Source organism: Kineococcus aurantiacus, from assembly GCF_013409345.1.
GTDB classification, from domain to species: Bacteria; Actinomycetota; Actinomycetes; order Actinomycetales; family Kineococcaceae; genus Kineococcus; species Kineococcus aurantiacus.
In genome coordinates, this window is the sequence record NZ_JACCBB010000001.1 from 3,793,845 (window position 1) to 3,819,936 (window position 26,092).

Genomic DNA, 26,092 nt, shown 5'->3' on the forward strand with positions numbered 1-26,092 from the left:
CCCCGGAATCTACGGGGGAGCACCACCGCGGGCCACCCCGGGGGGCGGGCCCCTACGATCACCGCGTGACCCCGCACGTCGACGGCCTGTTCGTCTACCCGGTCAAGGGCATGACACCGCAACCCCTCGACCGCGTGCGGCTGACCCCCGGCCGCGGCGTCCCCCACGACCGCACCCTGGCCCTGGCCCGGCCGGACGGGGAGTACGTGCCCGGCATGCGCCACGGCGTCTCCAAGCGCCACTACTACGTCCTGGTCGCCGAGGAACGCCTCGCCGGCCTGACGACCCACCTCGACACCGCGACCGGCGTCTTCACCGTCGACGTCCGCGGGCACCGCGTCCTGACCGCGGACCTGGGGACCGCCGGGGGGCTGGCCGACCTGCGCGCCTTCTACGCCCGCGTCCTGGACCTGCCGCCGGGGGTCGAACCCGTCGTCGCCCGCGACGAGGGGCGCCGGTTCACCGACACCGCGCACGCCTCCGACGAGGCCATGGAGCACGTCTCGGTCGTCAACCTCGCCTCCGTGCGCGACCTCGCCGAGCGCACCGGCACCGAGGTCGACCCGCTGCGCTTCCGCGCCAACGTCCACCTCGAGGGCCTGGAACCGTGGGCCGAGTTCGACCTCGTCGGCCGGGAGTTCTCCCTCGGCGACGTCCGCGTGCGCGGCACGAAGGTCACGGTCCGCTGCGCCGCCACCGAGGTCCGCCCCGGCACCGGGCGCCGGGACCTGCCCGTCCCGCAGCTGCTGGCCCGCACCTACGGGCACGAGGTCGTGGGCTGCTACGTGCAGGTCCTCAGCGCCGGCGAGGTCGCGGTGGGGGCACCCGTTGGCTGAGCGGCTGCACCTGGTCGTGGCGCACCGCTCCGACCCGACCCCCTCGGTCGCCCGGTTCGTCCTGCGCGACCCCGCCGGCGCGGCCCTGCCCGCCTACCGCGGCGGGGCGCACGTCACCGTCACCACCCCCGCGGGGCAGCGGCGCAGCTACAGCCTCGTCGAGCCCGGCGGCCGGGCCCCGCGCGAGTACGTGATCTGCGTGCGCCGGGACGCGAGCGGCCGCGGCGGGTCGGTCAGCCTGCACGACGACGTCCGCGAGGGCGACGTCCTGGAGGTCACCTGGCCGGCCAACAACTTCGCCCTGCGGCCCGCGAAGCGGTACCTGTTCATCGCCGGCGGCATCGGCATCACGCCCGTCCGCGCGATGGTCGGGGAGCTGCGCGCCCGCCCCGGCGCGCAGGTCCAGGTCCTCTACCTCACCCGGACGCCGGAGGAGACGGTGTTCCTCGACGAGTTCTCCGCCGACGGGTCCCTGCTGCACCACAGCGCGACGCACGGCCGCCTGGACCTGTGGCCCCACCTGGAGCACCCCGACGACGACGCGCGCGTCTACTGCTGCGGCCCCACGGCGCTCGTCGAGGAGGTCCTGGCCCTCACCGCGCACTGGCGCCCCAGCCGCGTCCACGTCGAGGACTTCGCCGGCGTCGACGCCCTCGGTGGCCGGCGCGCGCCGTTCACGGCCGTGTGGGCCCCCACCGGGGCGCGGGTCCCGGTGCCCGCCGACCGGACCCTGCTGAACGCGCTGCGCGCGCGGGGGGTCGACGTCGAGGCCTCCTGCGAGTCCGGCACCTGCGGCACCTGCCGGTTGCGGCTGGTCGCCGGGGAGGCCGACCACCGCGACCTCGTCCTGACCGCCGACGAGCGGGCCGGGTACGTCATGCCGTGCGTGTCCCGCGCGCTGGGCGACGAGGTCACCGTCGCCCCCCTGTGAGGTCCGTCCGGCGGCCCGGGTCCGGGCGGCCGCGCCCGGCCGGGGTGGACGCCCTCGCGCCGGTCCTCCCGCACGCCCGGCGGGTCGTGGGGGAGGGCCGGCGGCAGGTCGCGGTGGCGCTGCGGGCGTCCTACTCCGGCTGACCGGCGAGCATGCGGGCCAGGAACGTCCGGGTGCGTTCCTCGCGCGGGGCGCCGATGACGTCGGCGGGTGCCCCGCGCTCGACGACGACCCCGCCGTCCATGAAGACGACCTCGTCGGCCACGTCCCGCGCGAAGGCCACCTCGTGCGTGACGACGACCATCGTCGTCCCGTCGGCGGCGAGCTCGCGCATGACGGCGAGCACCTCACCCACGAGCTCGGGGTCCAGCGCGGAGGTCGGCTCGTCGAACAGCATGAGCTTGGGCTGCATGGCCAGCGCCCGCGCGATCGCGACGCGCTGCTGCTGCCCGCCGGACAGCTGCGCCGGGTAGTTCTGCGCGCGGTCGGCGAGCCCGACCCGTTCCAGCAGCTCCAGGGCGCGCCGTCGCGCCTCCGCCTTGGGGACCCCACGCACCCGCACGGGGGCCTCCACGACGTTCTCCAGCGCGCTCATGTGCGGGAAGAGGTTAAACCGCTGGAACACCATGCCGATGTCCCGCCGCTGCCGCGCGATCTCCTTGTCGGTCAGCCGGTGCAGCCGGCCCCCGCGCTCGGCCAGGCCCACCAGTTCCCCGTCGACCCACAGGCGGCCGGCGTCGATGCGCTCCAGGGAGTTGATGCACCGCAGGAACGTCGTCTTGCCCGAACCCGACGGGCCGAGCAGGCACACGACCTGCCCGGCGTGGACGTCGAGGTCGATGCCCTTGAGGACCTCGACGTGGCCGAAGTTCTTGTGGACGTTGAGCGCCTTGACCAGCGGCTCGCTCACTTCGCACCCCCCGGGCCCATCGAGACCCCGGCCGCGGCCGGGCGCTGCGGCGCGGTCCCCCCGTAGCCGCGGCTGAACCGCTTCTCGAGGAAGTACTGGCCGACCATGAGGATCGACGTCGCGATGAGGTAGTACAGGACCGCGGCCATGTTCCCCGCCATCACCTCGAACGTCCGGTTCTTGATCTGGCTGACCCGGAAGAACAGCTCGGTGGACACGGGGATCGCGGCCAGCAGCGAGGTGTCCTTGAGCATGGCGATCACCTCGTTGCCGGTGGGCGGGACGATGACCCGCATCGCCTGCGGCAGCACGATCCGGCGCATCGCCAGCCGCTTCGACATGCCGAGGGCCTCGGCGGCCTCGTGCTGCCCGCGGTCGACGCTGAGCAGCCCGGCGCGGGCGATCTCGGCCATGTACGCCGCCTCGGACACCCCCAGCCCGACGATGCCGCCGAAGACCCCGCCGAACAGGGCGAACAGCGTGGTCTGGGACACCGTGAGCAGCCGCAGGTCCGGGGTCCCGAACCACTGCGCGAGCAGGAAGTCGAACGGCACGCCGATCGACAGGCCCGTGGCGAACAGCGCGCCCAGACCGCCGGTGACCGACAGCAGGACGTAGCGGGGGACGGCGCGGAAGAACCACGTGAACGTCCACGCGAACCAGGCGAGCGCCTTGTTGTCGGACAGCCGCAGGACGGCCAGCAGCACGCCGCCGACGATCCCGATGACCATGGCGCACACCGTGGTGAACAGGGTGCCGACGAGGAAACCGCGGATGACGATCGTCTGGTTCATCACCTCGAGGGTGAACGGCCAGTCGAAGTTCTCGTTGGTCACCAGCAGGTGGGCGAGCATGAGGGTGAGCACCGCGATGACGGCGAGCGCCACCCACCGCCAGGGGTGGCGCACCTCGACGGCGTCGATGCGGCCGGGACGGTCCCCGTCCCGGCCCGGGGCCGGCGTGCTCACGACGCGGGGTTGACCGGGAACTCGGTCACGGCGCCGCTCTGACCGCCCCAGGGCGCCAGGGCGGCCTCGTAGGAGCCGTCCTGCGCCATCGCCTGCAGCGCCTTGGAGATGGCGTCCGCGGCGCCGGTCTCGGCCTTGGGGACGACGATGCCGTAGGGGGCGGAGTCGTAGACGTCCCCAGCCAGCTCCAGCTTGTCGCCGGTCTGCTCGACGGCGTACGCGGCGATGGGGGAGTCGGCCAGCATCGCGGCGGCGCGGCCCTGGACGAGCGCGGTCGTGGCGTCCTCCTGGGAGTCGAAGGACAGCACCTGGATCTCGGGCTTGCCGGCGCTGGTGCAGGCCTGCTGGCGGGCGGGCAGGTCCTGGTCGGACTGCGTCGTGCCGGTCTGGACGGACACGATCTTGCCGCAGGCGTTGTCGGGGTCGATGCCGTCGGGGTTGCCCTTCGCCACGACCCACTGGGTCCCGGCGTTGTAGTACTGGACCATGTTGACCTGCGCGACGCGCTCGGCGGTGATGGTGAACGAGGAGATCGCCGCGTCGTAGCGGTTGCTCGCGACGCCGGTCAGCAGGCTGTCGAAGCTGGCGTCGGAGAACTCCACCTTGACGCCGAGCTTGGCCCCGACGGCGTTCATGACGTCGATGTCCATGCCCTTGACGGTGGTGCCGTCGAGGAACTCGTTGGGGGCGTACTCGGCGTTGGTGCCGACGCGCAGCGTGCCGGAGTCCTGGACCGACTGGGGCAGCATCGCCTTCAGCGCGGGGTCGGCGGCCGGCGCGGAGGCGGCCGTCGTGGTCGAGGAGCTGCTGGCGTCCCCCGACAGGGTGTTCGAGCCGCAGCCGGCGGCGGTGAGGCCGGCGACGGCGACGGCGCCCAGGACACCGAGGAACGGGCGACGGGCGGTGGGGCGAGCAGGCACGGGAACCTCCGGGGACGGGACTGGAGCCTGCACAGTGTGGACCAGGTGAACAGCCTCCCGTGCACGCCGCCCGCTCAGACGGCCGTTCGTAACGCACTCGTCACACGCGGGCGCAGCCGGCGGGCCAGCGTGCGCCGCAGCCGCGGCCGGTCCCGGCTGCGGCCGGCGTGGTCGACCTCCACGTCGGCGGCGCCGTCGGGGTCCAGGACCACGGTCATCACGCCGTTGTCGAACCACGGGCCGTGTTCGACCCGCCACGCCATGTCGGGGTCGCGGACCCCGGCGAGCAGCGACAGGCCGCGCAGCAGGTTCCGCACGGGCGGCCGGTCCAGGAGCCGGTTGGCGATCTTCATGCCGCGCTCGAGGGGGTTGCGGAAGGGCGACATGACGAGCTGGTGCACCACCGTCCCGGCGGGGTCGACCCCCGGCAGCCGGACCTGCGCGGTGTAGCTGCAGTGCACGTCCCCGGACAGCAGCAGCACGCTCGCGGGCGCCTGCGGCCCGCGGGCGACGTCGGTGAGCAGCTCCACCAGTTGCCGGAACGAGCGGTGGAAGGCCGCCCAGTGCTCCAGGTCCGCGGCCTGCCGCAGCGCCTCGGCCCAGCGCGCCGCGCGGGCCCCGAAGCGGCCGTCGGCCACCGCCTCGTCGAACGCCTCGGCGTGGTGGATCCCGTGCAGCAGGAACGCCGGCAGCGTGGTCGCCAGCAGCAGGTGCCGGGCCCCCGGCTCCAGGGCGCGCTCGCGCACCCACTCCCACTCGGCGGCGTCGGTCATGTACCGCTCGCCGGGCGTCAGCCGCCGCGAGCAGCGCGAGTCGACCGCCACCAGCCGCGTCGCGCCCAGGTCGCGCGTGAAGCTCCACCGCGCCGAGGAGGGCTCGGCGTCGGCGCGCAGGGCGAACGCGTCGAGCAGGCCGTCGCGGGTGGCGTCGTCGCCGGTGCCGCGCAGCACCCGGTACAGCTCGTCGCGCTCCAGCTCGGCGGGGGAGAGGTTGCCCAGGTGCTGGTAGACCCAGTAGCTGGCGAACGCCCCCGCCACCCGGTCGCGCCACCACGGCGCCGCCGCGACCTGCGCGCGCCACGCCTGCGAGGTGTTCCAGTCGTCGCGCAGGTCGTGGTCGTCCAGGAGCATGCACGTCGGCACGCTCGAGAGCAGCCAGCGGACCGCGTCCGGCCCCCACGTCTCGTGGTAGAGCCAGGTGTACTCCTCGAAGTCGCCGATCTCGTCGCGGACCTCCTCCGCCCCCTGGGCCCGGCCGGCGTTGCGCTCCCGCAGCCGCTCGACGATGCCGGGGTTGGGGTCGTCGGCGTACACCTGGTCCCCGACGAGCAGCAGCACGTCCGGGGGCACCGCGCCCGGCTCGCCCACGAGCCGGTGCGCCAGGGCCGACAGCGCGTCCACCCCCACCAGCCGCGTCGACTCCTCCCCGTCGTCACCGGCGCGCCGGCAGGAGCCGAACGACAACCGCACCGCGGCCCCGGGCCGCGGCGTGCGCACCGCGCTGGCCGGCCAGTCCCAGCGGGGCGGCCACACCCGGTCCCCGCCCACGGACACCGTGTAGGGCAGCGTCTCGCCGGCCGGCAGCCCGTCGACGACGACGAGCGCGAAGTGGTGGCCGTGCAGGGTCAGGGTCGGCTCGGAGCCGCGGCGCACCGAGCCGTCGGGCAGCTCCACGTCCACGTGGACGACGCCGCGGACGTCCACCTCCACCCACACCGTGGCGCTGGTGCCGTCGACGTGGCGCAGGAGGGGACCGAGGAGGGCGGTGGGCACCGGGTCATCCTGACCCCCCGGTCCCACCCCCGCCCGTCGTCGCGCCCGATCGGCCCAGCGCCCGTCACCCGCTGCTCGATCACCGCAGTGCTCGGTCACCGTGATCGAGCACTCCCGTGATCGAGCCCTGAGGTGACGGGGCCCGGCCCCGGCGCCTCAGGGCTGGGGGACGCCCAGCCAGTCGTACCAGCCGCTGTGCAGCACCAGCCACGCCAGCAGCCCGTACCCGGCCTGGCCGGGGTGGACGCCGTCGGAGGCGGCGAGGTCGGCGTACCAGTCCTCGTGCTCCAGCAGCGGGGAGAAGGTGTCGACGTAGGCGATCCGGCGGCGCGCGCAGACGTCGGCGAAGGCGTCGGCGAGGTCGCCGATGCGGTCGTTGCGCTCGGTGTCGGAGACGGGGGTGGGGCCCACGACGAGCGTGGGCAGGCCGCGGGCCTCGCACTCGTCGAGGACGTTGGCGAGGTTGAGGCGGCTGCGCGCCAGCGTCGTCCCGGCGTCGAGGTCGGCGTGGCCCAGGCCCACGACGAGGCGGTGCTCGTCGCCGCCGACGAACCGGCGCGAGGTCTCCTCGCGCCAGCGGTTGTTCAGCTCCGTCGTCGTCTCCCCCGGGACGCCGAGGGGGAAGAACGTGATGTCGCGGTCCTCGCGGGGCGTGCGGGCCGACACGCGGCCCACCCAGCCCAGGGCCCGCGGGTCGCCGACGCCGGTCAGGAACTCATCGCCGATCAGGCACACCCGCACGTCGTAGCGGCCGTTCACTGCTGGTCCTCGCTCACGCGGGTGGTGCTCCTCGTCGAAGGGGGTGGTGGTCCGGGGCGAGGATAGTCGCTCCGGGCCCCGCCGCGGCCACCGCTGGAGGACCCGCCGGGTGCCGCCGGACGCGCAGGACCCCGCCCCCCGCGGCGGGGGGACGGGGTCCTGGGCGCAGCGGGTCTCAGCGCGTGAACGCCTCCTGGACGAGCTGGCGCTGCTCGGCCTGGTGGCGCTTGGCCGACCCGGCGGCGGGGGAGGCCGACGCCGGGCGGGAGACCAGCCGCAGCTTGGCCGCCAGCGAGGGGAACAGGCCCATCGCGACGTGCCACCAGCCGCCCTGGTTCGCCGGCTCCTCCTGCACCCAGACCACCTCCGCGCCGGGGTACTGCGACAGCACCGCGAGGACCTGCTGCACCGGCAGCGGGGCCAGCTGCTCCAGGCGGACGACCGCGGTGGAGGTGTCCTGGCGGGCGGTCCGCTCGGCGACGAGGTCCCAGTAGACCTTGCCCGAGCACAGCAGGACGCGGTCGACCTTCGCGGCGTCGAGGCCGCCCTGGTCGCCGATGACCTCCTGGAAGGTCCCCGAGGTGAAGTCCTCCACGGCCGACTGCGCGGCCTTGAGGCGCAGCATCGACTTCGGGGTGAAGACGATGAGCGGGCGGCGCGGGCGCGCGTAGGCCTGGCGGCGCAGCAGGTGGAAGTAGCTGGCCGGCGTCGAGGGGACCGCGACGGTCATGTTGTCCTCGGCGCACAGCTGCAGGAACCGCTCGATGCGGCCCGAGGAGTGGTCCGGGCCCTGGCCCTCGTAGCCGTGCGGCAGCAGCAGCACCACCGAGGAGCGCTGGCCCCACTTCTGCTCACCGGCGGCGATGAACTCGTCGATGACGGTCTGCGCCCCGTTGAAGAAGTCGCCGAACTGCGCCTCCCACAGCACCAGGGCGTCGGGGCGCTCGACGGAGTAGCCGTACTCGAAACCCATGGCGGCGTACTCGGACAGCAGCGAGTCGTAGATCCAGAACTTCGCCTGCTCGGCGCCCTCGCGGCCCAGGTACAGCAGCGGGGTCCACTCCTCGCCGGTGACGCGGTCGGTGAGGACGGCGTGCCGGGAGACGAACGTGCCGCGGCGGGAGTCCTGCCCGGCCAGCCGGACCGGGGTGCCCTCCATGAGCAGCGAGCCGAAGGCCAGCAGCTCGCCCCAGCCCCAGTCGACGCCGCCCTCGGTGGACATCTGCTCGCGCTTGTCGAGCAGCTGCCGCAGCTTGGGGTGGACGGTGAAACCCGCCGGCGGGTTCGCCTGGACCTGGCCGATGTGCTTGAGGACCGCGGCGTCGACGGCGGTCTCGCGCGCCTGCGCGGGGGCCTGCTCGTCGGCCTCCTGCGCGGACGGCTTGCCCAGCCCGCCGCGGCTGTCGCCGTCGGCGGGGCCGTCCTTGGACTCCTTGGTCTCGGCGAAGGCCCGCTCCAGCTGGGCGGAGTAGTCGCGCAGCGCCTCCTCGGCCTCCTCGACCGAGATGTCGCCGCGGCCGATGAGGCCCTCGGTGTAGCTCTTGCGCACCGAGCGCTTCTTCTCGATGAGGTTGTACATCAGCGGCTGCGTCATCGAGGGGTCGTCGCCCTCGTTGTGACCGCGGCGGCGGTAGCAGACCATGTCGATGATGACGTCCTTGTCGAACGCCTGGCGGAACTCGAACGCCAGCTGCGCCACGCGGACGCACGCCTCGGGGTCGTCGCCGTTCACGTGGAAGATCGGCGCCTGGATCATGCGGCCGACGTCGGTGCAGTAGAACGAGCTGCGCGAGGACGTCGGGGCCGTGGTGAAGCCGACCTGGTTGTTGATGACGACGTGGACCGTGCCACCCGTGCGGTACCCGCGCAGCTGGGACAGGTTCAGCGTCTCGGCCACCACGCCCTGGCCGGCGAACGCGGCGTCGCCGTGGATGAGGACCGGCAGCACCGGGAACGAGGCGCCACCGAGGTTGATGCGGTCCTGCTTGGCGCGGGCCACGCCCTCCAGCACCGGGTCGACGGCCTCCAGGTGGGAGGGGTTGGCGGCGACGTAGACCTTCGTCTGCTCCCCGTCCTCGCCCGTGAACGTGCCCTCGGTGCCCAGGTGGTACTTCACGTCCCCCGAACCCTGCACGGTGCGCGGGTCCTGCATGCCCTCGAACTCGCGGAACACCTGCGAGTAGCTCTTGCCGGCGACGTTCGTCAGCACGTTGAGGCGGCCGCGGTGGGCCATGCCGAGGCAGACCTCGTCGAGGCCGGCCGAGGCGGCGCGCGAGAGCAGGCCGTCCAGCAGGGCGATGACGGACTCGCCGCCCTCGAGGCTGAACCGCTTCTGCCCCACGTACTTCGTCTGCAGGAAGGTCTCGAAGGCCTCCGCGGCGTTGAGCCGGCGCAGGATGCGCAGCTGCTCGGCGGCGGTGGGCTTGGCGTAGGGCCGCTCGACGCGGTCCTGGATCCACTTGCGCTGCTCGGGTTCCTGGATGTGCATGTACTCGATGCCGACGGTGCGGCAGTACGAGTCGCGCAGCACCCCGAGGATGTCGCGCAGCTTCATGTGCGCCTTGCCGCCGAAGCCCCCGGTGGGGAACTCGCGGTCGAGGTCCCACAGCGTCAGGCCGTGGGTCTCGATCTCCAGGTCGGGGTGGATGCGCTGGCGGTACTCCAGCGGGTCGGTGTCGGCCATGAGGTGGCCGCGCACGCGGAAGGCGTGGATGAGCTCGACCAGGCGCGCGGTCTTGTTCAGCTGGTCGTCGTGGCTGATCGAGATGTCCGGGGTCCAGCGGATCGGCTGGTAGGGGATGTGCAGCGCCTGGAAGACGCGGTCGTAGAACCCGTCCTCGCCCAGCAGCTTGGTGTGCACGATCCGCAGGAACTCGCCCGAGCCGGCGCCCTGGATGATGCGGTGGTCGTAGGTGGAGGTCAGCGTGATGACCTTGCTGACCGCCAGCCGCGTCAGGGTGTCCTCGCTGGCGCCCTGGTACTCGGCGGGGTACTCCATGGCGCCGACGCCGATGATCGCGCCCTGGCCCTTGACCAGCCGCGGCACCGAGTGGACGGTCCCGATGGTGCCCGGGTTCGTCAGGCTGATCGTCGTGCCGGCGAAGTCGTCGGTGGTGAGCTTGCCGGCGCGGGCGCGGCGCACGACGTCCTCGTAGGCGCCCCAGAAGTCGGCGAAGTCCTTGGCCTCGCACCCCTTGATCGAGGGCACCATGAGCTGGCGGGTGCCGTCGGGCTTGGGCAGGTCGATCGCGATGCCCAGGTTCACGTGCGCCGGCTGCAGCACGGCGGGCTTGCCCTTGGCGTCGGTCGTGTAGGCGGCGTTCATCGACGGCATCGCCGCGAGCGCCTCGACGACGGCGTACCCGATGAGGTGCGTGAAGGAGACCTTCCCGCCGCGGGCGCGCTTGAGGTGGTTGTTGATGACGATGCGGTTGTCGACCAGCAGCTTCGCCGGGACCGCGCGCACGCTCGTCGCGGTGGGGACCTCGAGGGACTCCTCCATGTTCGTCACCACGCGCGCGGCGGGGCCGCGCAGCGGGGAGACGGTGTCGGTGGGGGCCTCGACGGGAGCCTGGGCGGGCTCGGGGCGGGCGGGCGCGGCGGCCGGGGTCCGGGGGGGCTGCGCCGCGGTCGTCGGGGCGGTCGCCGGGGTGGTCGCGGGAGCGGGGGTCGGCGCCGGTGCCGGGGGCTGCGTGGTGGGCTTGGCGGCCGGCTGGGCCGTCTGCCCGGTGGCCGTCCGCTGGGCCGTCTGCTGGGCGGTCGGGGCGGCGGGCGCCCCCGCGGCGGCGGTGCCGTTGCCGTTCCCCGCGCCTGCGCCGTGGCCGTTGCTGCGGGTGGTGCCCGCGGGGTTCTCGGCGGGCGCGTAGTCCTCGAAGAAGTCCCACCAGGCCTGGTCGACGGAGTTCCTGTCGGTCTTGTACTGCTCGTACAGCTCGTCGACGAGCCACTCGTTCGGGCCGAAGGTGGCTGCGATCTTGTCCTCGTGGTGCGAGGGCTGTTGAGGCACGGCGGTGTCGCCTTCTTCCTCGTTCGTTTTTTCTTCCGACTGCGGGCGCCCGTCCACCCTATCCCCGTGTGGTATGCGGGCGCCCGCCGCCCTACGGCGCCGTCGCGCCCGGTCCTGCGGTGTTCGTCACACCCAGTGCATCGTCCGTCACAGCCGGCAGGTGGACGTCGATGCGGCACCCGCCCTCCGGCGGCGTCGGCGCCACCCGGATCGTCCCGCCGTGCAGCTGCACGGCCCAGCGCGCGATGGCCAGCCCCAGCCCCGTGCCGCCGTCGGTGCGGGCGCTGCCGCGCTGGAAGCGCTCGAAGACCCGCTCCCGGTCGGCGTCGGCGATGCCCGGGCCCTGGTCCTGCACCGTGATCCGCACGACCTGGCCCACGGCCGCGGCCGACACGAAGACCTTCCCGCCCGGCGGGGAGTGCCGCGAGGCGTTGTCCAGCAGGTTCGCCACCACCTGGTGCAGCCGCGCGGAGTCCACGAGCACCTCCAGGTCCGGCGGCTGCACGTCCAGGACGAACCGCACGTCGCGGCCCGTCATCGACATCGCCCGCGTCGCCTGGCCCAGGAACGGCTCCAGCGCCAGGTACTCCCGGTCCAGCTCCACGGCCCCGGCGTCCAGCCGCGACAGGTCCAGCAGCTGCTCCACCAGCCGGCCCAGCCGCTCGGTCTGGGCCAGGGCCGTGCTCAGCGTCTCCTGGTCCGGCTCGGTCACCCCGTCGACGAGGTTCTCCATCACCGCGTGCAGCGCCGAGACGGGCGTGCGCAGCTCGTGGCTGACGTTGGCGACCAGCTCCCGCCGCTCCCGGTCGACCGCCTCCAGGTCCTCGGCCATCCGGTTGAAGGCGTCGGCCAGCTCCCCGACCTCGTCGTTGGAGGTCGAGCGCACGCGGCGGGAGTAGTCGCCCGTGGCCATCGCGCGCGCCGCGGCCGTCATCTCCCGCAGCGGCGAGGTCATGCCCCGGGCCAGCAGCTGGGTGAAGACCAGGGTCACCGCGATCGAGGCCGGCAGCGTGTACCGGGGCCCGATGTGGATCTCCGCCAGCCGCAGGCCGGCCCACACCAGCAGCGAGGCCACCGTCACCGACGCCCCCACGAGCAGGGCCAGCTTCGTCTTGATCGAGTGCACCGGGTCCAGCGGCCGCACGTCCGGCCACGGGCGCCGGGTCGCCGTCCGCGCCGTGGTCGCCGCCCGCACCCGGGCGTCGTGCGCGGCGCCGCTGATCGGGATGGGGCCCGTCAGGCCCGTCCCGACCGGCTCCGGGGCGTGCGGGGAGGTCACGGCGCCTCCTGACCGCCGGCCGGCTCGAAGGCGTACCCGACCCCGTGGACGGTGCGGACCAGGTCCGCCCCCAGCTTGCGGCGCAACGCCTTCACGTGGCTGTCGACCGTGCGGGTGCCCGAGGCGTCCACCCAGTCCCACACCTCCTCCAGCAGCTTCTCGCGCGTCAGGACGGTGCGCGGGGACTCCGCCAGGCACACCAGCAGGTCGAACTCCGTCGGCGTCAGGTGCACCTCCGCACCCGCGCGGCGCACCCGGCGCTGGGCGCGGTCGATCTCCAGCTCCCCGTCCGAGACCGGGAACCGCAGCGCCTCGGTGGACGGCTGCGGGGCCCCCACCAGGGCCCGGGCGCGCTCGACGCGGCGCACCAGCCCGTTGACGCGGGCGACCAGCTCGCGCATCGAGAACGGCTTGGTCATGTAGTCGTCGGCCCCCACGCCCAGGCCCACGAGCTTGTCCGTCTCGTCGTCGCGGGCGGTGAGCATGAGGACCGGCACCGGCCGCGAGGCCTGCACGCGCCGGCACACCTCCAGGCCGTCGAAGCCGGGGAGCATGACGTCCAGGACGACGACGTCGGGGGAGACGCGCTCGCACAGCTCCACCCCGCCGGGCCCGTCCCCGGCCGTCTCGACCGTGTACCCCTCCGCGCGCAACCGCCGCGCGACGGCGTCGGCGATCGTGGGTTCGTCCTCGACGACGACGGCCGTGCGCGGCGGCTGACCGTTCTGGCCCGCCCCGCCCCGGGGCGCCGACGTGGTTCCGGTGCTCATGGCGGCCAGCGTAGGACGGCCCGGCCCCGCCGGACCCCGGTCGCCGCCCGGTGGTGGCCGTGTGCACGAGCCCTGCACACGCTCTCCCCCCGCCGCACCGGCCTAGGCTGGTGCCGTGCGCTTCCTCGACGGTCAGCAGCCCGGGCACGACCTCACCTACAACGACGTGTTCCTCGCGCCGTCGCGGTCGGCGGTCACCTCCCGCCTCGACGTGGACCTGTCCACCGGTGACGGCACCGGCACCACGATCCCCGTCGTCGTGGCCAACATGACGGCCGTCTCCGGGCGGCGCATGGCCGAGACCGTCGCCCGCCGCGGGGGCGTGGCCGTGCTGCCGCAGGACCTGCCCCTCGACGTCGTCGCCGAGGTCGTCGACTGGGTCAAGGACCGCCACCCCGTCTTCGAGACGCCCGTCGTCCTGCACGAGCACGCCACCGTCGCCGAGGCCCTCGCCCTCATCCCCAAGCGCTCCCACGGCGCGGCCGTCGTCCTCGACGAGGCCCGGCACGTCCTGGGCGTCGTCACCCCCGCCGACTGCGCCGACGTCGACCGCTTCACCCAGGTCGGGGCCGTCATGAGCCGGCAGCCGGTGTCCCTGGACGCCGCCACCGTCGAGTCCGACCTCGAGGCCGCCTTCGCGGTGCTGCACGAGTCCCGCCGCCGGTTCGCCCCCGTCGTGCGCGACGAGGGCGACGGCCCCGTCCTCGTGGGCGCGCTGACCCGCACCGGCGCCCTGCGCTCCACCGTCTACGCCCCCGCCCTCGACGCGCGCGGCCGGCTGCGCGTCGCGGCCGCCGTCGGCATCAACGGCGACGTCGCGGCCACCGCGAAGGCGCTGCTGGACACCGGCGTCGACACCCTCGTCGTCGACACCGCGCACGGGCACCAGGAGAAGATGCTCGACGCGCTGCGCGCCGTGCGCTCCCTGGACCCGCAGGTGCCCGTCGTGGCCGGCAACGTCGTCACCGCCGAGGGCGTGCGCGACCTCGTGGCGGCCGGGGCCGACATCGTCAAGGTCGGCGTCGGGCCCGGCGCCATGTGCACCACCCGGATGATGACCGGCGTCGGGCGCCCGCAGTTCTCCGCCGTCCTGGAGTGCGCCGCGGCCGCCCGCGAGCTCGGCGCGCACGTCTGGGCCGACGGCGGCGTGCGCCACCCCCGCGACGTCGCCCTCGCCCTGGCCGCCGGCGCCTCCCAGGTCATGGTCGGGTCCTGGTTCGCCGGCACCCACGAGAGCCCCGGCGACCTCGCCGTCGACGCGGGCGGGCGCGAGTACAAGGAGAGCTTCGGGATGGCCTCCGCGCGCGCCGTGGCCGCCCGCACCCGCGCCGACTCCCCGTTCCAGCGCGCCCGCAAGGGCCTGTTCGAGGAGGGCATCTCCTCCTCCCGCATGCACCTGGACCCCGCCCGCCCCGGCGTGGAGGACCTGCTGGACCAGATCACCTCCGGGGTGCGCTCCTCCTTCACCTACGTCGGGGCCCGCACCGTCCCCGAGTTCGCCGACCGCGCCGTCGTCGGCCTGCAGTCCTCGGCCGGCTACGACGAGGGCCGCCCCCTGCCCGCGGGGTGGTGAGCCGTTGATCCTGGAGGGGGTGCGGCGCGCCGACGGTTCCCCCGTCGACGTCACCACCACCGGCACCGGCCCGGGCCTGGTGCTGGTCCACGGCGCGCGGGCCGCGGCCGACTACGGCAAGCTCGCCGACCGCCTCTCCGGGCGCTTCACCGTCCACCGCTACGACCGCGAGCACCGCGGCCGCGACGGGGGCCGCTACGCCGTGGCCGACGACGTCGCCCTCCTCGGCGCCGTCCTGACCCGCACCGGCGCCCGGCTCGTGCTGGGGCACGGCCTCGGCGGCCTCGTGGCGCTGCTGGCCACCGCTGGCCTGCTCGACCGCCTCGTCGACCGCGTCGCCGTCTACGACGCCGTCCTGCCCATCGACGGCTCCGTGCCCGAGGAGGCCCTGGAGCAGGCCGTCCGGGCCCTGGCCACCGGCTCCCCGGACCTGGCCCTGGCCCACCTGGACCGGCACCTGCGCACGTCCTCCCTCCAGGCCGTCGCCCGCTCCGAGCGCGTGCAGCGGGTGCTCGGCGGGGTCCTGGCCCGCACCGAGTGGGGCCGCTCCACGGCGGCCCGGCTGCCCCAGGTGCTCGCCGAGACCCGCGCGGGCCTGCAGTTCGACGGCCCCGCCGACGTCTACGCCGACCTGCCGGCCCGCGCGCTGCTGCTGACGGGGGAGCGGTCCCCGGCCTACTTCGCCGAGGCGGCGCTCGCGATGGCCGCCGCCGCCCCGGCCGCCACGGCCCTCGTGGCCGGCGGGTGCGGGCACGACTCGCTGCTGCGGGCCGCGAGGCGGTGCGTCACCCCCCTCGAGACGTTCCTCGCGGGCGACACCCTGTTCTGAGCCCGGGCGCCCGGCCACCCGCGTCCTTCCGGACGGCGGCGGGAGCGGGTCACCGACTAGCATCGGCCTCGCCATGAGCTCAGATGCCCGGTCCGACCAGGACCCCCCCAGCACCTGCCCGGCGGGAACCCTCCCGTGCTGACCGAGTGGCTCCTGCTGCTCGTCGGCGTCGTCCTGACCCTGGGGACGGCCGTCTTCGTCGCCGCCGAGTTCGCCTTCGTCACCCTCGACCGGTTCACCGTCGAGAAGGCCGTCGAGGACGGCGACCGGCGCGCGGCCGGCGTCCTGCCCGCGCTGCGGACCCTGTCCACCCAGCTGTCCGGCGCGCAGGTCGGCATCACCCTGACCACCCTGCTCGTGGGCTACCTCACCGAGCCGTCGCTGGCCCGGCTGCTGCACGGGCCGCTCACCGGCCTGGGCCTGGGCGACGCGCTCGCCGACTCCGTCGCGGGCGTCGTCAGCGTCGTCGTCGCGGCGGTCTTCTCCATGGTCGTCGGCGAGCTCATCCCCAAGAACCTGGCGCTGTCGGTGCCGCTGCGCACCGCCGGGGTCGTCGCCCCGCTGCAGCGCGGCTTCACCTGGCTGACCGGCCCGCTCATCACCGTCCTCAACGGCAGCGCCAACTGGTTCCTGCGCCGCATCGGCGTCGAACCGCAGGAGGAGCTGTCCGGGGCCCGCTCGGCGCGCGAGCTGGCCGCCCTGGTCCGCCGCTCGGCCGACCTCGGCACCCTCGACGAGGGCACCGCGAACCTCATCAGCCGCTCGCTGCTCTTCGGCGACCAGACCGCCGCCGACGTCATGACGCCCCGCGTGCGGATGGAGGTCGTGCGGCTGGAGGAGACCGCCGCCGACGTCGTCGCGCGCGCCCGCTCCACGGGGCACTCCCGCTTCCCCGTCACCGGTGACGACGACGACGACGTGCGCGGCGTCGTGCACGTCAAGGCCGCCGTCGCGGTCCCGCCCGAGCGCCGCCACGACGTCCCCGCCGCCGCGCTCATGTCCGCGGTGCGCCGCGTCCCCGACTCCCTGACCCTGGAGCCGCTGCTGCTGCAGCTGCGGCAGAAGGGCCTGCAGCTGGCCGTCGTCGTCGACGAGTACGGCGGCACGGCCGGGGTCGTGACGCTGGAGGACCTCGTCGAGGAGATCGTCGGCGACGTCTCCGACGAGCACGACCGCGACCGCGGCGGCCTGCGCCAGCACCGCGACGCCTCCTGGACCGTCCCGGGCCTGGCCCGCCCCGACGAGGTCCGCGACGCCACCGGCGTCGAGGTCCCCGACGACCCGGCCTACGAGACCGTGGGCGGTTTCGTCATGGCCCGCCTGGGCCGCATCCCCGCCGTCGGCGACGAGGTCGAGGTGAGCGGCGCCGTGCTGCGCGTGGTCCGCATGGAGGGGCGGCGCGTGGAGCGGCTGCGCCTGCGGCCCCGCCCCGTCACCCTGCCGTCCCCCGTCCCCAGCTCGGAAGGTGCCGCGTGAGCAACGAGGCCTCGCTGGTCCTGGCGGTGTTCCTGATCCTGGGGAACGCCTTCTTCGTCGGCGCCGAGTTCGCCGTGCTGTCGGCCCGCCGCAGCCAGATCGAGCCCCTGGCCCAGACCAGCGCCCGCGCGCGCTCGGCCCTGGCCGCCATGGAGCACGTCTCGCTCATGCTGGCGGCGTGCCAGCTCGGGGTGACGCTGTGCTCGCTGGGGCTGGGCGCGGTCGCCGAGCCCGCCATCGCGCACCTGCTCGAACCGCTCTTCCACGCCGTGCACCTGCCCGAGGTCCTGATCCACCCCGTGTCGCTGGTCATCGCCCTGTCGATCGTGACGTACCTGCACGTCGTCGCCGGGGAGATGATCCCCAAGAACCTCTCGATCGCCGGCCCGGACCGTGCGGTGCTGCTGCTCGCCCCGCCGCTGGTCGCCATCGGCCGCGTCACCGGGCCGGTCATCCGCGCCCTCAACGCCCTGACGAACGCGGCCCTGCGGCTGCTGGGCGTCGAGCCCAAGGACGAGGTGTCCAGCGCCTTCACGGTCGAGGAGGTGCAGTCGATCGTCGCCGAGTCCCGCCGCGAGGGCACCCTGGACGACTCCGGCGGGCTCGTCACCGGCGCCCTGGAGTTCTCCGACCGCACCGTCGGGGACATCGCCGTCCCGCTGGCCGGCCTGCGCACGCTGCCGGCGGGGTCCACCCCCGCCGACGTCGAGGCGCTCGTGGCCCGCACGGGGTACAGCCGGTTCCCCGTCGTCGACGGCAACGGCGACCTGGAGGGGTACCTGCACCTGAAGGACATCCTCTACGCCGACCCCGCCGAGCACCCCGACCGCTACGGCCAGCCCGTGCCGGACAAGCGGGTCCGCGCCCTGGGCACCCTGGGGGCGGGGGAGGAGGTCGAGGACGCGCTGGCCACCATGCGCCGCACGGGCGCCCACCTGGCCCGCGTCGTGGACGCCTCGGGCCGGGTGAGCGGCGTGGTGTTCCTCGAGGACGTCCTGGAGGAGCTGGTCGGCGAGGTCAGCGACGCCATGCAGCGCGCCCGGGGCTGATCAGCGGCGGGCCAGGCGCCGTCCGCTGGGCGTGGCGGCGGGGGTGTACTCCATCGCGTACGCCGCGTAGACGCGCGGCTCGTCGTCGGGCCCGAGCTCGTCGTCGGTCCCGAACGCGGGGGAGGCCTTCACGGTGTCCTTGCCGAACGCCACCCGGATGTCGTGGCGCCCCACGGCCGCGCCCTCCAGGGGGACCAGCACGACCTTCTTGAAGCCCACGACCCCGGTCTCCACGGCGCCGAACAGCCACTCGTCGGTGGCGGCGTCGACGTAGACGGCCGCCAGCGTGCCGAGCTTCGCGTCGCTCACGTCGAGGACGGGGGCGCCCTTCCACTGGTTCAGGTCCTGCACGAGGATCGTCATGACGATCACTGTCGCGCAGGGCCCGCCGGTGCGCACGCGGGCTCCTTCACAGGACCTTCCCGCCCGGCGGTCAGGACCGCCCCGGGCCGGGTGACACCATGGGGAGCGGCATGAGCGAGCAGACACCCCAGCGGACCACCCTGACCATCAACTGGCTGCAGATCGCCGGCGGAGCGGGCGCGGCGGTGACGTCCGCGGTGCTGCTGGCCGGTCTCAAGACCTTCGGCGCGTACGGCACCCTCGTGGGGGCCGCCCTCGGCAGCGTCATCGCCTCGACGGCCGCGGCGGTCTACGGCTACACGCTGAACCGCAGCCGGGAGCACCTGGCCGACGTGGCCCGGCGGGCCCGCGAGCGCCGCACGGGCACGGTGCCGCCGGCGCAGGACGAGCACCCCGACCGCGCCGACCCGCCCGTCACCGACCCGGACGACCCGACCCCGGCGCCGGACCCGACGCCGGGCCCGACGCCGGACCCCGGGCGCGGCCCGTCGCCGCGCCGGCGGTTCCGCGCCCGGCACGCCGTGCTGCTGGGGGTCGTGGCGTTCCTGCTCAGCGTGGGCGGGATCTTCGCGTGGGAGAACCTCACCGGCACGAGCGTGGCCGCCGAGCGGCAGGGCACCACGGAGACGACGAGCAGCACCATCCTCGGCACCACGGTCACCGAGGCGCCCTCGACGCCGACCGGCACCCCGACCGCCACCCCGACGGCCACGGGGACCGCCACGAGCACGGCCACCGGCACGGCGACGGGGACCGCGACGCAGGAGCCGACGACCTCGCCCACGGCCACCGGCGACGCCACGGCCACGAGCACGGCCACGAGCACGGCGACGAGCTCGGCCACCGCCACCTCGAGCAGCCGGTCGACGCCGACCCCGACCGCCACGTCGACGGTCGAGCCGAAGAGCGCGCCGTCCGCCGCGGACGACGCCGCGGTGGAGGGCGCCGCGGTGGAGGGCGCCGCCGTGGACGACGCCGCCGCGACGACGGCCCCCTGACCGGCCCGACCGGCCCGGGGCGCCGCCCTAGCGGCGCTGGGTGGTCTCGCTGCGGCGCAGCTCCCGGGGGACCAGCTCCAGCATCTCCTCGGGCAGCAGCGGCAGGTCCAGGAGGCTGAGCTTGACCCGCGAGCGCCGGCCGTGGTCGGCGGCGTCGAGCCGGATGACGTGCCCGGCGTCGCGCTCGGCGTGCACCTCCACGACCGACCCCGGCGCCAGCTCCCCGGACGCGATGCCGTCGACCTCGACGACGGGCGGGCCGGAGCCCTCCAGCAGCTCGATGCGCACCGGCTCGTCGACGCCGAGCACGATGGTGCGGGCGATGCCGGACATGGGGGCCACGGGCGTCACGAGCAGCGCGTCGGCGCCGGGGGAGACGACGGGACCGCCCGCGGCGTAGCTGTAGGCCGTCGAGCCGGTCGGGGTCGCCAGGACGATGCCGTCGCAGCGCAGGTAGCCGATGCGCTGGTCGGCGACCGACAGCGCCGCCGTCACCGTCCCGCGCCCGGGCGTGCGGGCCAGCGCGATGTCGTTGAAGGCCACCGCCCCCCGGCGCTCGGTGCCGGTGCGCAGCTCGGTCCGCAGGGACAGGTGCGGCTCGACGGTGAAGTCGCCCGCGGAGATCCGTTCCAGGGCCCCGGGCAGCTCGCTGGGCTCCAGCTCGACGAGGAAGCCCAGGTGCCCCAGGTTCACGCCCAGCACGGGCACCTTGCGGCCCACGAGCAGCCGCAGGGCACCGAGCATGGTGCCGTCCCCGCCCAGGCTCACGACGGCGTCGACGGTCGCGGCGAACTCCTCCACGCCGACGAGCCGCACGTCGTCGGGCAGGCGGGTGGCGTCGGTGCGCAGCCCGACGACCTCCTTGCCGTGCTCGTGCGCCCAGCGCTGCACGACGCGGGCCTGCTCGACCGTGTCGCGCACGGGGTGCACGACGAGGCCGAGGCGTCCGACGCTTCCGGGTTGCACCTGCGACACGCTAAACGGCCCCGCCGCGGGCGGTCCTGGCGGGGTCAGGCCCGGCGGTGGGCGGCGGCGGGGCCCGCGTCCGCGCCCAGCCGGCTCCTGCGGGCCCGGGGCACCACGAGCGGGGTCCCCGTCTCGGGGTCGGGGACGACGACGCACGGCAGCCCGAAGACCTCCTCGACGAGCTCGGCCGTCACGACCTCGGAGGGGTCGCCCTGCGCGACGACCGTGCCGGCCTTGAGGGCCACGAGGTGGGTGGCGTACCGGGTGGCGTGGTTGAGGTCGTGCAGCACCGCGACCATCGTGCGGTCCTGCTCCTCGTGCAGCTGGGCGCACAGGTCGAGGACCTCGATCTGGTGGGCGATGTCGAGGTACGTCGTGGGCTCGTCGAGCAGCAGGATGGGCGTCTCCTGCGCCAGCGCCATGGCGATCCACACGCGCTGGCGCTGACCGCCGGACAGCTCGTCGACGGTGCGGTCGGCCAGCTCGGAGACCTGCGTGGCGGCCATCGCCGCGTCGACGGCCCGCTCGTCCTCGGCCGACCACTGCCGCAGCAGCTTCTGGTGCGGGAAGCGGCCGCGGGCGACCAGGTCGGCGACCGTGATGCCGTCGGGGGCGGTGGCCGTCTGCGGCAGCAGCCCCAGGCGGCGCGCGACCTCCTTGGAGGGCAGGGAGTGGATCTGCTCGCCGTCGAGGTACACGTGGCCCGCCGTCGGCTTGACCATGCGGGCCAGGGCCCGCAGCAGCGTCGACTTCCCGCAGGCGTTGGGGCCGATGACGACGGTGAACGAGCCGTCGGGGATCTCCAGGCCGAGGTCGCGGGCGATGGTGCGCTCGTCGTAGGCCAGCGTGAGGGCCTCGGCACGCAGCCGGTTCGGGGGAGTCATCGTCGGGTCCTCTCAGCCGCGGCCGCGGCGCCACTGGGTGACCAGCAGGTAGGCGAGGTAGAGGCCGCCGACGGCACCGGTCACGACGCCGACGGGCAGCTGGGTGGGGGCGAACAGGCGCTGGGCGGCGAAGTCGCTGACCAGCAGGAGCAGGGCGCCGGTGAGGCCGGCGGCGACGAGGCCGGCCCCGACGGCGCCGGTGAGGCGGCGGGCGACCTGCGGGGCGGCCAGGGCCACGAAGGCGATCGGGCCGGCGGCCATGGCGGCCAGCGCGGTGAGCGCGGTGGCGGCGACCAGGACGACGAGCCGGGTGCGGGCGACGTCGACGCCGAGGGCGCGGGCCGCGTCGTCGCCGAGGTCGAGCAGGGTCAGGGAGCGCCCCGAGAGCAGCAGCACCGGCAGCAGCACCGCCAGCCCGACGCCCAGCGGGGTGGCCTGCTCCCAGCCCCGGCCGTTGAGGGAGCCCGTGATCCACAGCTGGGCCTGCTGGGCGTCCTCGACGCGGGAGCGGGTGAGCAGGTAGTCGTTCGCGGCCTGCAGGACGGCCGAGACGCCGATGCCGACGAGGATGAGCCGGTAGCCCTGGACGCCGCCGCGCGTGGACAGCAGGTAGACGAGGACCGCGGTGCCCCCTCCGCCGGCGAGCGCGCCGAAGGAGGTCTGCCAGCCGCCGCCGTGCAGGACGAGCAGCACGACGAGCGCGCCGGTGACCGCGCCGGAGGTGAACCCGATGACGTCGGGGGAGCCGAGCGGGTTGCGGGTGACGAGCTGGAACACGGCGCCGGCGACGCCGAGGGCGCAGCCGACGAGCAGGCCGACGACGACGCGCGGCAGCCGCAGGCCCAGGACGATGAACTCGTCGGCCCGCTGCCCCTGCCCCACGAGGGTGCGCAGGACGTCGGGGACGGAGATCGGGTAGTCGCCGGTGGTGAGGCTGACCGCGACGACGGCCCCCAGGGCCAGCAGCAGGCCGAGGCAGACGGTGAGGGTGCGGCCCTCGACCCGCACGGACAGCCCGCGGCCGGCGCGGACGGTGCGGCCGCGCCGGGCCCGGTCGGCGACGCCGCGGCGGGGCAGCGGCACGGCCCGGCCCGCGGTGGGGGCGCTCACAGCTGGGCCAGTCGGCGCCGGCGGACGAGGGCGACCAGGACGGGGGCCCCGAGCAGCGCGGTCACGATGCCGACCTCCAGCTCCCCGGGCCGCACGACGACCCGGCCCAGGACGTCGCCGAACAGCAGCAGCGCCGGGGACAGGACGCAGGAGAACGGCAGGACCCAGCGCTGGTCGGGCCCGGTGAGGGCGCGCACGAGGTGCGGGACGGCCAGGCCGACGAAGGCGATCGGCCCGGCGGTGGCGGTCGCGGCCCCGCACAGCAGGGTGACGGCCAGGGCGGTCAGCACGCGGGTGCGGGTGACGTGGGCGCCCAGCGCCCGGCCGGAGTCGTCGCCCAGGGCCAGGGCGTTCAGGGGGCGGGCCTGCGCCAGGGCCAGGGCCGTCCCGACGGCGAAGAACGGCAGCATCTGCCAGAAGACGGTCGTGTCGTGCCCGGCCAGGGAGCCGACCTGCCAGAAGCGGAACCGGTCGAAGGTCGTGGTGTCCAGCAGGACCTGCGCGCTGGTGTAGGCGTAGAGCGCGGCCGAGACGGCCGTCCCGGCCAGGGCCAGCCGCACGGGGGTCGCCCCGCCGCGGCCGGTGGCGCCCAGCACGTAGACGGCGACGGAGACGACCGCGGCGCCGGCCATCGCGGCCCACACCAGCTGCAGCCGGGACGTGACGCCGAGGAAGGCCAGCGCGGTGACCATGGCGGCCGCGGCCCCGGCGTTGACGCCCAGCAGCCCGGGGTCGGCCAGCGGGTTGCGGGTCAGGGCCTGCATGAGGGCCCCGGACAGCCCCAGGGCCACGCCGACCACGATGCCGACGAGGGTGCGGGGCACGCGCAGCTCGCGCACGACGAGGGCGTCCTGGGAGGTGCCGCCCAGCCCGCGCAGGGCGTCCAGGACGGTCCCGAGCGGGACCTCCCGCGAGCCGACGGCCAGGCTCGCCAGGACCGCCAGGACCAGCAGGGCGAGGGCGGTGACGAGGGCCGCGGGCCGGCTGACGCGGCGCCGGGCGGCGGGCCGGCGCCGTGCGGGGGCGGCCGCCGGGGGCGGCGCGCTCGTCGAGGTGGACACGTGAGTGAGGTTAGCCTCTCCACTGCCCGGCGGAGCAAGCCGCGTCCGCACCCCGCCTCCCCCCGCCTCCCCCGCCACCGCGGGGCGGGGGAGTGCCGAGGGGGAGTGGGATCGGTCACGAACCGTCGTGCGCGCCCCCCCGCCTGCCGATGGAGTGCCGTGACGGCGACTAGGGTGGTCGTCGGCGGTCGTCCACCGGGGCGGCCGCGGTCGAGTGTTCAGTCCGGTCAGTCCGCGGGCACCACGGCCGATCCCCGTCGTGTCCGATCACCGGAAGGCTCCACGTGAACTCGTCCGCGTCCCGCGGCCCCCGCACGTCCACCACCCCCTCGAACGACTCCTCGGTGCCGCGCCCGCGCCGCCGTCGCCGCTCCGGCGGTGGCGGTGCCGGTACCGGTGCCGGCGCGCAGGCCGTGCCCGCGCAGCGCACCGAGGCCCCGCGCCCGCAGGTCGTCCCCGACACCGCGACCGAGGTCGTCGCCGACGACCGCTCCTTCGCCGAGCTCGGGGTGCCGCAGGCCCTCGTCGACGTCCTCGCCGGGCGCGGCGTGAGCAGCCCGTTCCCCATCCAGAGCGCCACGCTGCCGGACTCCCTGGCCGGCCGCGACGTCCTGGGCCGCGGCCGCACGGGCAGCGGCAAGACCATCGCGTTCGCCCTGCCGCTGGTGGCGCGCGTGGCGGCCTCGGGCCGGCCCCGGCGCAGCACCCGCCCGCGCTCCCTCGTCCTGGTCCCCACCCGCGAGCTGGCCAACCAGGTCGCCGAGACCGTCAAGCCCCTGGCCGCCGCGGCCGGGCTGCGCACCGCCGTCGTCTTCGGCGGCGTGGGCCAGAACCCGCAGGTCACCGCCCTGCGCGAGGGCGTCGACGTCCTCATCGCCTGCCCCGGCCGGCTCGAGGACCTCATCGGGCAGGGCCACTGCCGGCTCGACGCCGTCGAGGTCACCGTCCTGGACGAGGCCGACCACATGGCCGACCTGGGCTTCCTGCCCGGCGTCAAGCGCCTCATGGACGCCACCCCCGTCGTCGGCCAGCGGCTGCTGTTCTCGGCCACCCTCGACAACGGCATCGACGTCCTGGTCAAGCGCTACCTGTCCGAGCCGGTCGTGCACTCGGTCGACCCGGCCGTCGCACCCGTCTCGACGATGGAGCACCACGTCCTCGAGGTGGCCGCCGACACCAAGAACGCCCTCGTGCGCGAGCTGGCCGCCGGCCAGGGCCGCACGGTGCTGTTCACCCGCACCAAGCACGGCGCGAAGAAGCTCGCCAAGCAGCTGACGGCCGCGGGCGTCCCGGCCGTGGACCTGCACGGCAACCTCAGCCAGAACGCCCGCGAGCGCAACCTCGGGGCCTTCTCCGACGGCTCGGTCCGCGTCCTGGTCGCCACCGACATCGCCGCGCGCGGCATCCACGTCGACGAGGTCGGCCTCGTCGTGCACGTCGACCCGCCGACCGAGCACAAGGCGTACCTGCACCGCTCGGGCCGCACGGCCCGCGCCGGGGCCGGCGGCCTCGTCGTGACGGTCGCGACGCCGGACCAGCGCGCCGACGTGCGGACCCTGGCCCGGCAGGCGGGGATCTCCCCGCAGTGGACCCCGGTGGGGACCGGTCACGAGCTGACCGCGCGCCTCGTCGGCCCGGCGGCGGCCTGGGTCGACCCGGCGAGCTCGCCCGTGCCGACCGCCCCGCAGCGCACCGCGCAGCGCACGCCCGCCGGGCCCGCCGCCGGGTCCGCCGGGTCCGGGGGCGCTCCCCGCCGTCGCCGCCGCGGCGGTCGCGGCACCGGCGCCGGGACGAACTGAGCGTCCCGGCCTAGATTGGCCGGGGTGGGGCGGCGCCGGCGTCAGTGGTGGGGGTACAGCCACCCGCACAGCCGCGCCGCCGTCCACCTCTTCTTCTGGCTGCTCGTCGCCGGTGTCCTCGGCGCCGCCTACTGGTGGCTGCGGGGCCGGCACGCCCCCGTCCGGCGCGCGCCCGTGCGGGTCGCCCAGGGCGTCGTGGCGGGCCTGGCCGTGGGGCTGATCCTCGTCGGCACCACCTGGCGCAGCCTCACCGACCTCGGGGACGCGCCCGTGTGCGCCGCCCCGCCCGGGGAGGACTGGGGCTCGACGGACGAGGTCGCCCCGCTCACCGCGTCGGTGGCGGCGCAGAAGGTCGCGACGTGGCCCGAGACGGGGCTGGCGATGCTGTACGCCGACGCCCGGGGCCTGACGGTCTGCCGGTACGCGGCCGCGGACTACTACGTCGGCGTCGTCGCCGAGGCCGTGGCGGGCAAGCGGACCGTCAACTTCGGCGACATGGTCGTCTCCCCGCGCTTCCCGACGCTGCCCGCCGACGCCGCGGCCCTGGCCGCGCACGAGTCCCGGCACCGGCCGCAGTGGGCCGTCGCCACCCTCCTGGGGGGCCCGGCCGCCTTCCCGGTCGCCTACGGCGTCGACGACTTCTTCTTCCCCGGAGCCCGCAACCACTTCGAGCGCCTCGCGGGGCTGAGCTCGGGCGGGTACGCGTGGGAGGGGGCCGGGCCGGTGCTGGGCGCGCGCCAGGTCCTCGCCCTCGTCCTGGTCGCCGGTGGCGCCACCGGGCTCGTCGTCCGCCACCGGTACCGGCGGCGGGAGCGCGTCCGGGCAGGATGAGC

The 26,092-nt window shown here is 75.2% G+C and carries 23 protein-coding genes; 10 read left to right on the forward strand and 13 right to left on the reverse strand.

Annotation, left to right across the window (positions count from 1 at the left end; translation table 11 throughout):
* The first annotated feature begins 65 nt into the window (after positions 1–65).
* The 3 genes from BJ968_RS18235 to BJ968_RS18245 are packed head-to-tail and all read left to right on the forward strand — an operon-like array spanning position 66 to position 1,910.
* A complete protein-coding gene (locus tag BJ968_RS18235; RefSeq protein WP_179754237.1) occupies positions 66–836 on the forward strand; it encodes an MOSC domain-containing protein in 771 nt (256 codons plus the stop codon).
* Positions 829–1,767 carry a PDR/VanB family oxidoreductase gene (locus BJ968_RS18240; RefSeq protein WP_179754239.1) on the forward strand — a complete coding sequence of 313 codons (939 nt, stop codon included), beginning with the start codon at positions 829–831 and terminating at the stop codon, positions 1,765–1,767. The genes BJ968_RS18235 and BJ968_RS18240 overlap by 8 nt, the downstream gene beginning before the upstream one ends.
* Entirely contained in the window at positions 1,764–1,910 is a 147-nt protein-coding gene (locus tag BJ968_RS18245; RefSeq protein WP_179754241.1) for a hypothetical protein, read from the forward strand. The genes BJ968_RS18240 and BJ968_RS18245 overlap by 4 nt, the downstream gene beginning before the upstream one ends.
* Here the strand turns inward: BJ968_RS18245 and BJ968_RS18250 are convergent.
* From BJ968_RS18250 to BJ968_RS18285, 8 genes are all read right to left on the reverse strand, one after another.
* Positions 1,898–2,677 (reverse strand): amino acid ABC transporter ATP-binding protein, encoded by a 780-nt coding sequence (locus BJ968_RS18250; protein WP_343078112.1) that lies wholly within the window; start codon positions 2,675–2,677, stop codon positions 1,898–1,900. The genes BJ968_RS18245 and BJ968_RS18250 overlap by 13 nt on opposite strands.
* A complete protein-coding gene (locus BJ968_RS18255) occupies positions 2,674–3,645 on the reverse strand; it encodes an amino acid ABC transporter permease (RefSeq protein WP_343078113.1) in 972 nt (323 codons plus the stop codon). The genes BJ968_RS18250 and BJ968_RS18255 overlap by 4 nt, the downstream gene beginning before the upstream one ends.
* Entirely contained in the window at positions 3,642–4,565 is a 924-nt protein-coding gene (locus tag BJ968_RS18260; RefSeq protein ID WP_343078114.1) for an ABC transporter substrate-binding protein, read from the reverse strand. Before BJ968_RS18260 ends, BJ968_RS18255 begins: the two co-directional genes overlap by 4 nt.
* A 74-nt stretch (positions 4,566–4,639) precedes the next feature.
* Complete coding sequence (locus tag BJ968_RS18265) at positions 4,640–6,337, reverse strand: DUF7800 domain-containing protein (RefSeq protein WP_179754243.1); 1,698 nt, start codon at positions 6,335–6,337, stop codon at positions 4,640–4,642.
* A 156-nt stretch (positions 6,338–6,493) separates the two neighbouring features.
* On the reverse strand, positions 6,494–7,096 hold the full coding sequence (locus BJ968_RS18270; protein WP_179754245.1) for a GDSL-type esterase/lipase family protein: 603 nt from the start codon (positions 7,094–7,096) through the stop codon (positions 6,494–6,496).
* A gap of 175 nt (positions 7,097–7,271) precedes the next feature.
* Positions 7,272–11,102: a multifunctional oxoglutarate decarboxylase/oxoglutarate dehydrogenase thiamine pyrophosphate-binding subunit/dihydrolipoyllysine-residue succinyltransferase subunit gene (locus BJ968_RS18275; RefSeq protein WP_179754246.1), complete on the reverse strand. Its 3,831-nt coding sequence runs from the start codon at positions 11,100–11,102 to the stop codon at positions 7,272–7,274.
* Between the two features lie 91 nt (positions 11,103–11,193).
* A complete protein-coding gene (locus tag BJ968_RS18280) occupies positions 11,194–12,381 on the reverse strand; it encodes a sensor histidine kinase (protein ID WP_179754248.1) in 1,188 nt (395 codons plus the stop codon).
* Positions 12,378–13,151, reverse strand: coding sequence for a response regulator transcription factor (locus BJ968_RS18285; protein ID WP_179754250.1), 774 nt, complete (start codon positions 13,149–13,151; stop codon positions 12,378–12,380). Before BJ968_RS18285 ends, BJ968_RS18280 begins: the two co-directional genes overlap by 4 nt.
* 115 nt (positions 13,152–13,266) lie before the next feature.
* Between BJ968_RS18285 and BJ968_RS18290 the strand changes: the two genes are divergently transcribed.
* The 4 genes from BJ968_RS18290 to BJ968_RS18305 all read left to right on the forward strand — a co-directional run bounded on the left by BJ968_RS18290 (position 13,267) and on the right by BJ968_RS18305 (position 18,078).
* Positions 13,267–14,724 carry a GuaB1 family IMP dehydrogenase-related protein gene (locus tag BJ968_RS18290; protein ID WP_179754252.1) on the forward strand — a complete coding sequence of 486 codons (1,458 nt, stop codon included), beginning with the start codon at positions 13,267–13,269 and terminating at the stop codon, positions 14,722–14,724.
* Positions 14,725–14,728: 4 nt separating this feature from the next.
* Entirely contained in the window at positions 14,729–15,553 is an 825-nt protein-coding gene (locus BJ968_RS18295) for an alpha/beta fold hydrolase (protein WP_179754254.1), read from the forward strand.
* Positions 15,554–15,688: 135 nt separating this feature from the next.
* On the forward strand, positions 15,689–17,029 hold the full coding sequence (locus tag BJ968_RS18300) for a CNNM domain-containing protein (RefSeq protein WP_179754255.1): 1,341 nt from the start codon (positions 15,689–15,691) through the stop codon (positions 17,027–17,029).
* Positions 17,026–18,078, forward strand: a complete 1,053-nt coding sequence (locus BJ968_RS18305; RefSeq protein WP_179754256.1) for a CNNM domain-containing protein — start codon at positions 17,026–17,028, stop codon at positions 18,076–18,078. The genes BJ968_RS18300 and BJ968_RS18305 overlap by 4 nt, the downstream gene beginning before the upstream one ends.
* Here the strand turns inward: BJ968_RS18305 and BJ968_RS18310 are convergent, their stop codons facing one another.
* Positions 18,079–18,441 carry a PRC-barrel domain-containing protein gene (locus tag BJ968_RS18310; RefSeq protein WP_179754257.1) on the reverse strand — a complete coding sequence of 121 codons (363 nt, stop codon included), beginning with the start codon at positions 18,439–18,441 and terminating at the stop codon, positions 18,079–18,081.
* Between the two features lie 110 nt (positions 18,442–18,551).
* On the opposite strand from BJ968_RS18310, the gene BJ968_RS18315 reads away from it, so the two are divergent.
* Positions 18,552–19,439 carry a hypothetical protein gene (locus tag BJ968_RS18315; protein WP_179754258.1) on the forward strand — a complete coding sequence of 296 codons (888 nt, stop codon included), beginning with the start codon at positions 18,552–18,554 and terminating at the stop codon, positions 19,437–19,439.
* Positions 19,440–19,466: 27 nt separating this feature from the next.
* Here BJ968_RS18315 and BJ968_RS18320 read toward each other — a convergent pair whose 3' ends face one another.
* Genes BJ968_RS18320 through BJ968_RS18335 form a run of 4 tightly spaced genes read right to left on the reverse strand, consistent with a single transcriptional unit; the run spans position 19,467 to position 23,460 of the window.
* Positions 19,467–20,405 (reverse strand): NAD(+)/NADH kinase, encoded by a 939-nt coding sequence (locus tag BJ968_RS18320; RefSeq protein WP_179754259.1) that lies wholly within the window; start codon positions 20,403–20,405, stop codon positions 19,467–19,469.
* 44 nt (positions 20,406–20,449) lie between these two features.
* Positions 20,450–21,289, reverse strand: coding sequence for an ABC transporter ATP-binding protein (locus tag BJ968_RS18325; RefSeq protein ID WP_179754260.1), 840 nt, complete (start codon positions 21,287–21,289; stop codon positions 20,450–20,452).
* Between the two features lie 12 nt (positions 21,290–21,301).
* A complete protein-coding gene (locus BJ968_RS18330; protein ID WP_343078116.1) occupies positions 21,302–22,399 on the reverse strand; it encodes a FecCD family ABC transporter permease in 1,098 nt (365 codons plus the stop codon).
* Positions 22,396–23,460 carry an iron chelate uptake ABC transporter family permease subunit gene (locus BJ968_RS18335; RefSeq protein WP_179754261.1) on the reverse strand — a complete coding sequence of 355 codons (1,065 nt, stop codon included), beginning with the start codon at positions 23,458–23,460 and terminating at the stop codon, positions 22,396–22,398. The genes BJ968_RS18330 and BJ968_RS18335 overlap by 4 nt, the downstream gene beginning before the upstream one ends.
* Before the next feature lie 284 nt (positions 23,461–23,744).
* Between BJ968_RS18335 and BJ968_RS26920 the strand changes: the two genes are divergently transcribed.
* On the forward strand, positions 23,745–25,259 hold the full coding sequence (locus BJ968_RS26920; RefSeq protein ID WP_343078118.1) for a DEAD/DEAH box helicase: 1,515 nt from the start codon (positions 23,745–23,747) through the stop codon (positions 25,257–25,259).
* 24 nt (positions 25,260–25,283) lie between these two features.
* Entirely contained in the window at positions 25,284–26,090 is an 807-nt protein-coding gene (locus BJ968_RS18345) for a hypothetical protein (protein WP_179754263.1), read from the forward strand.
* Positions 26,091–26,092: the final 2 nt, after the last annotated feature.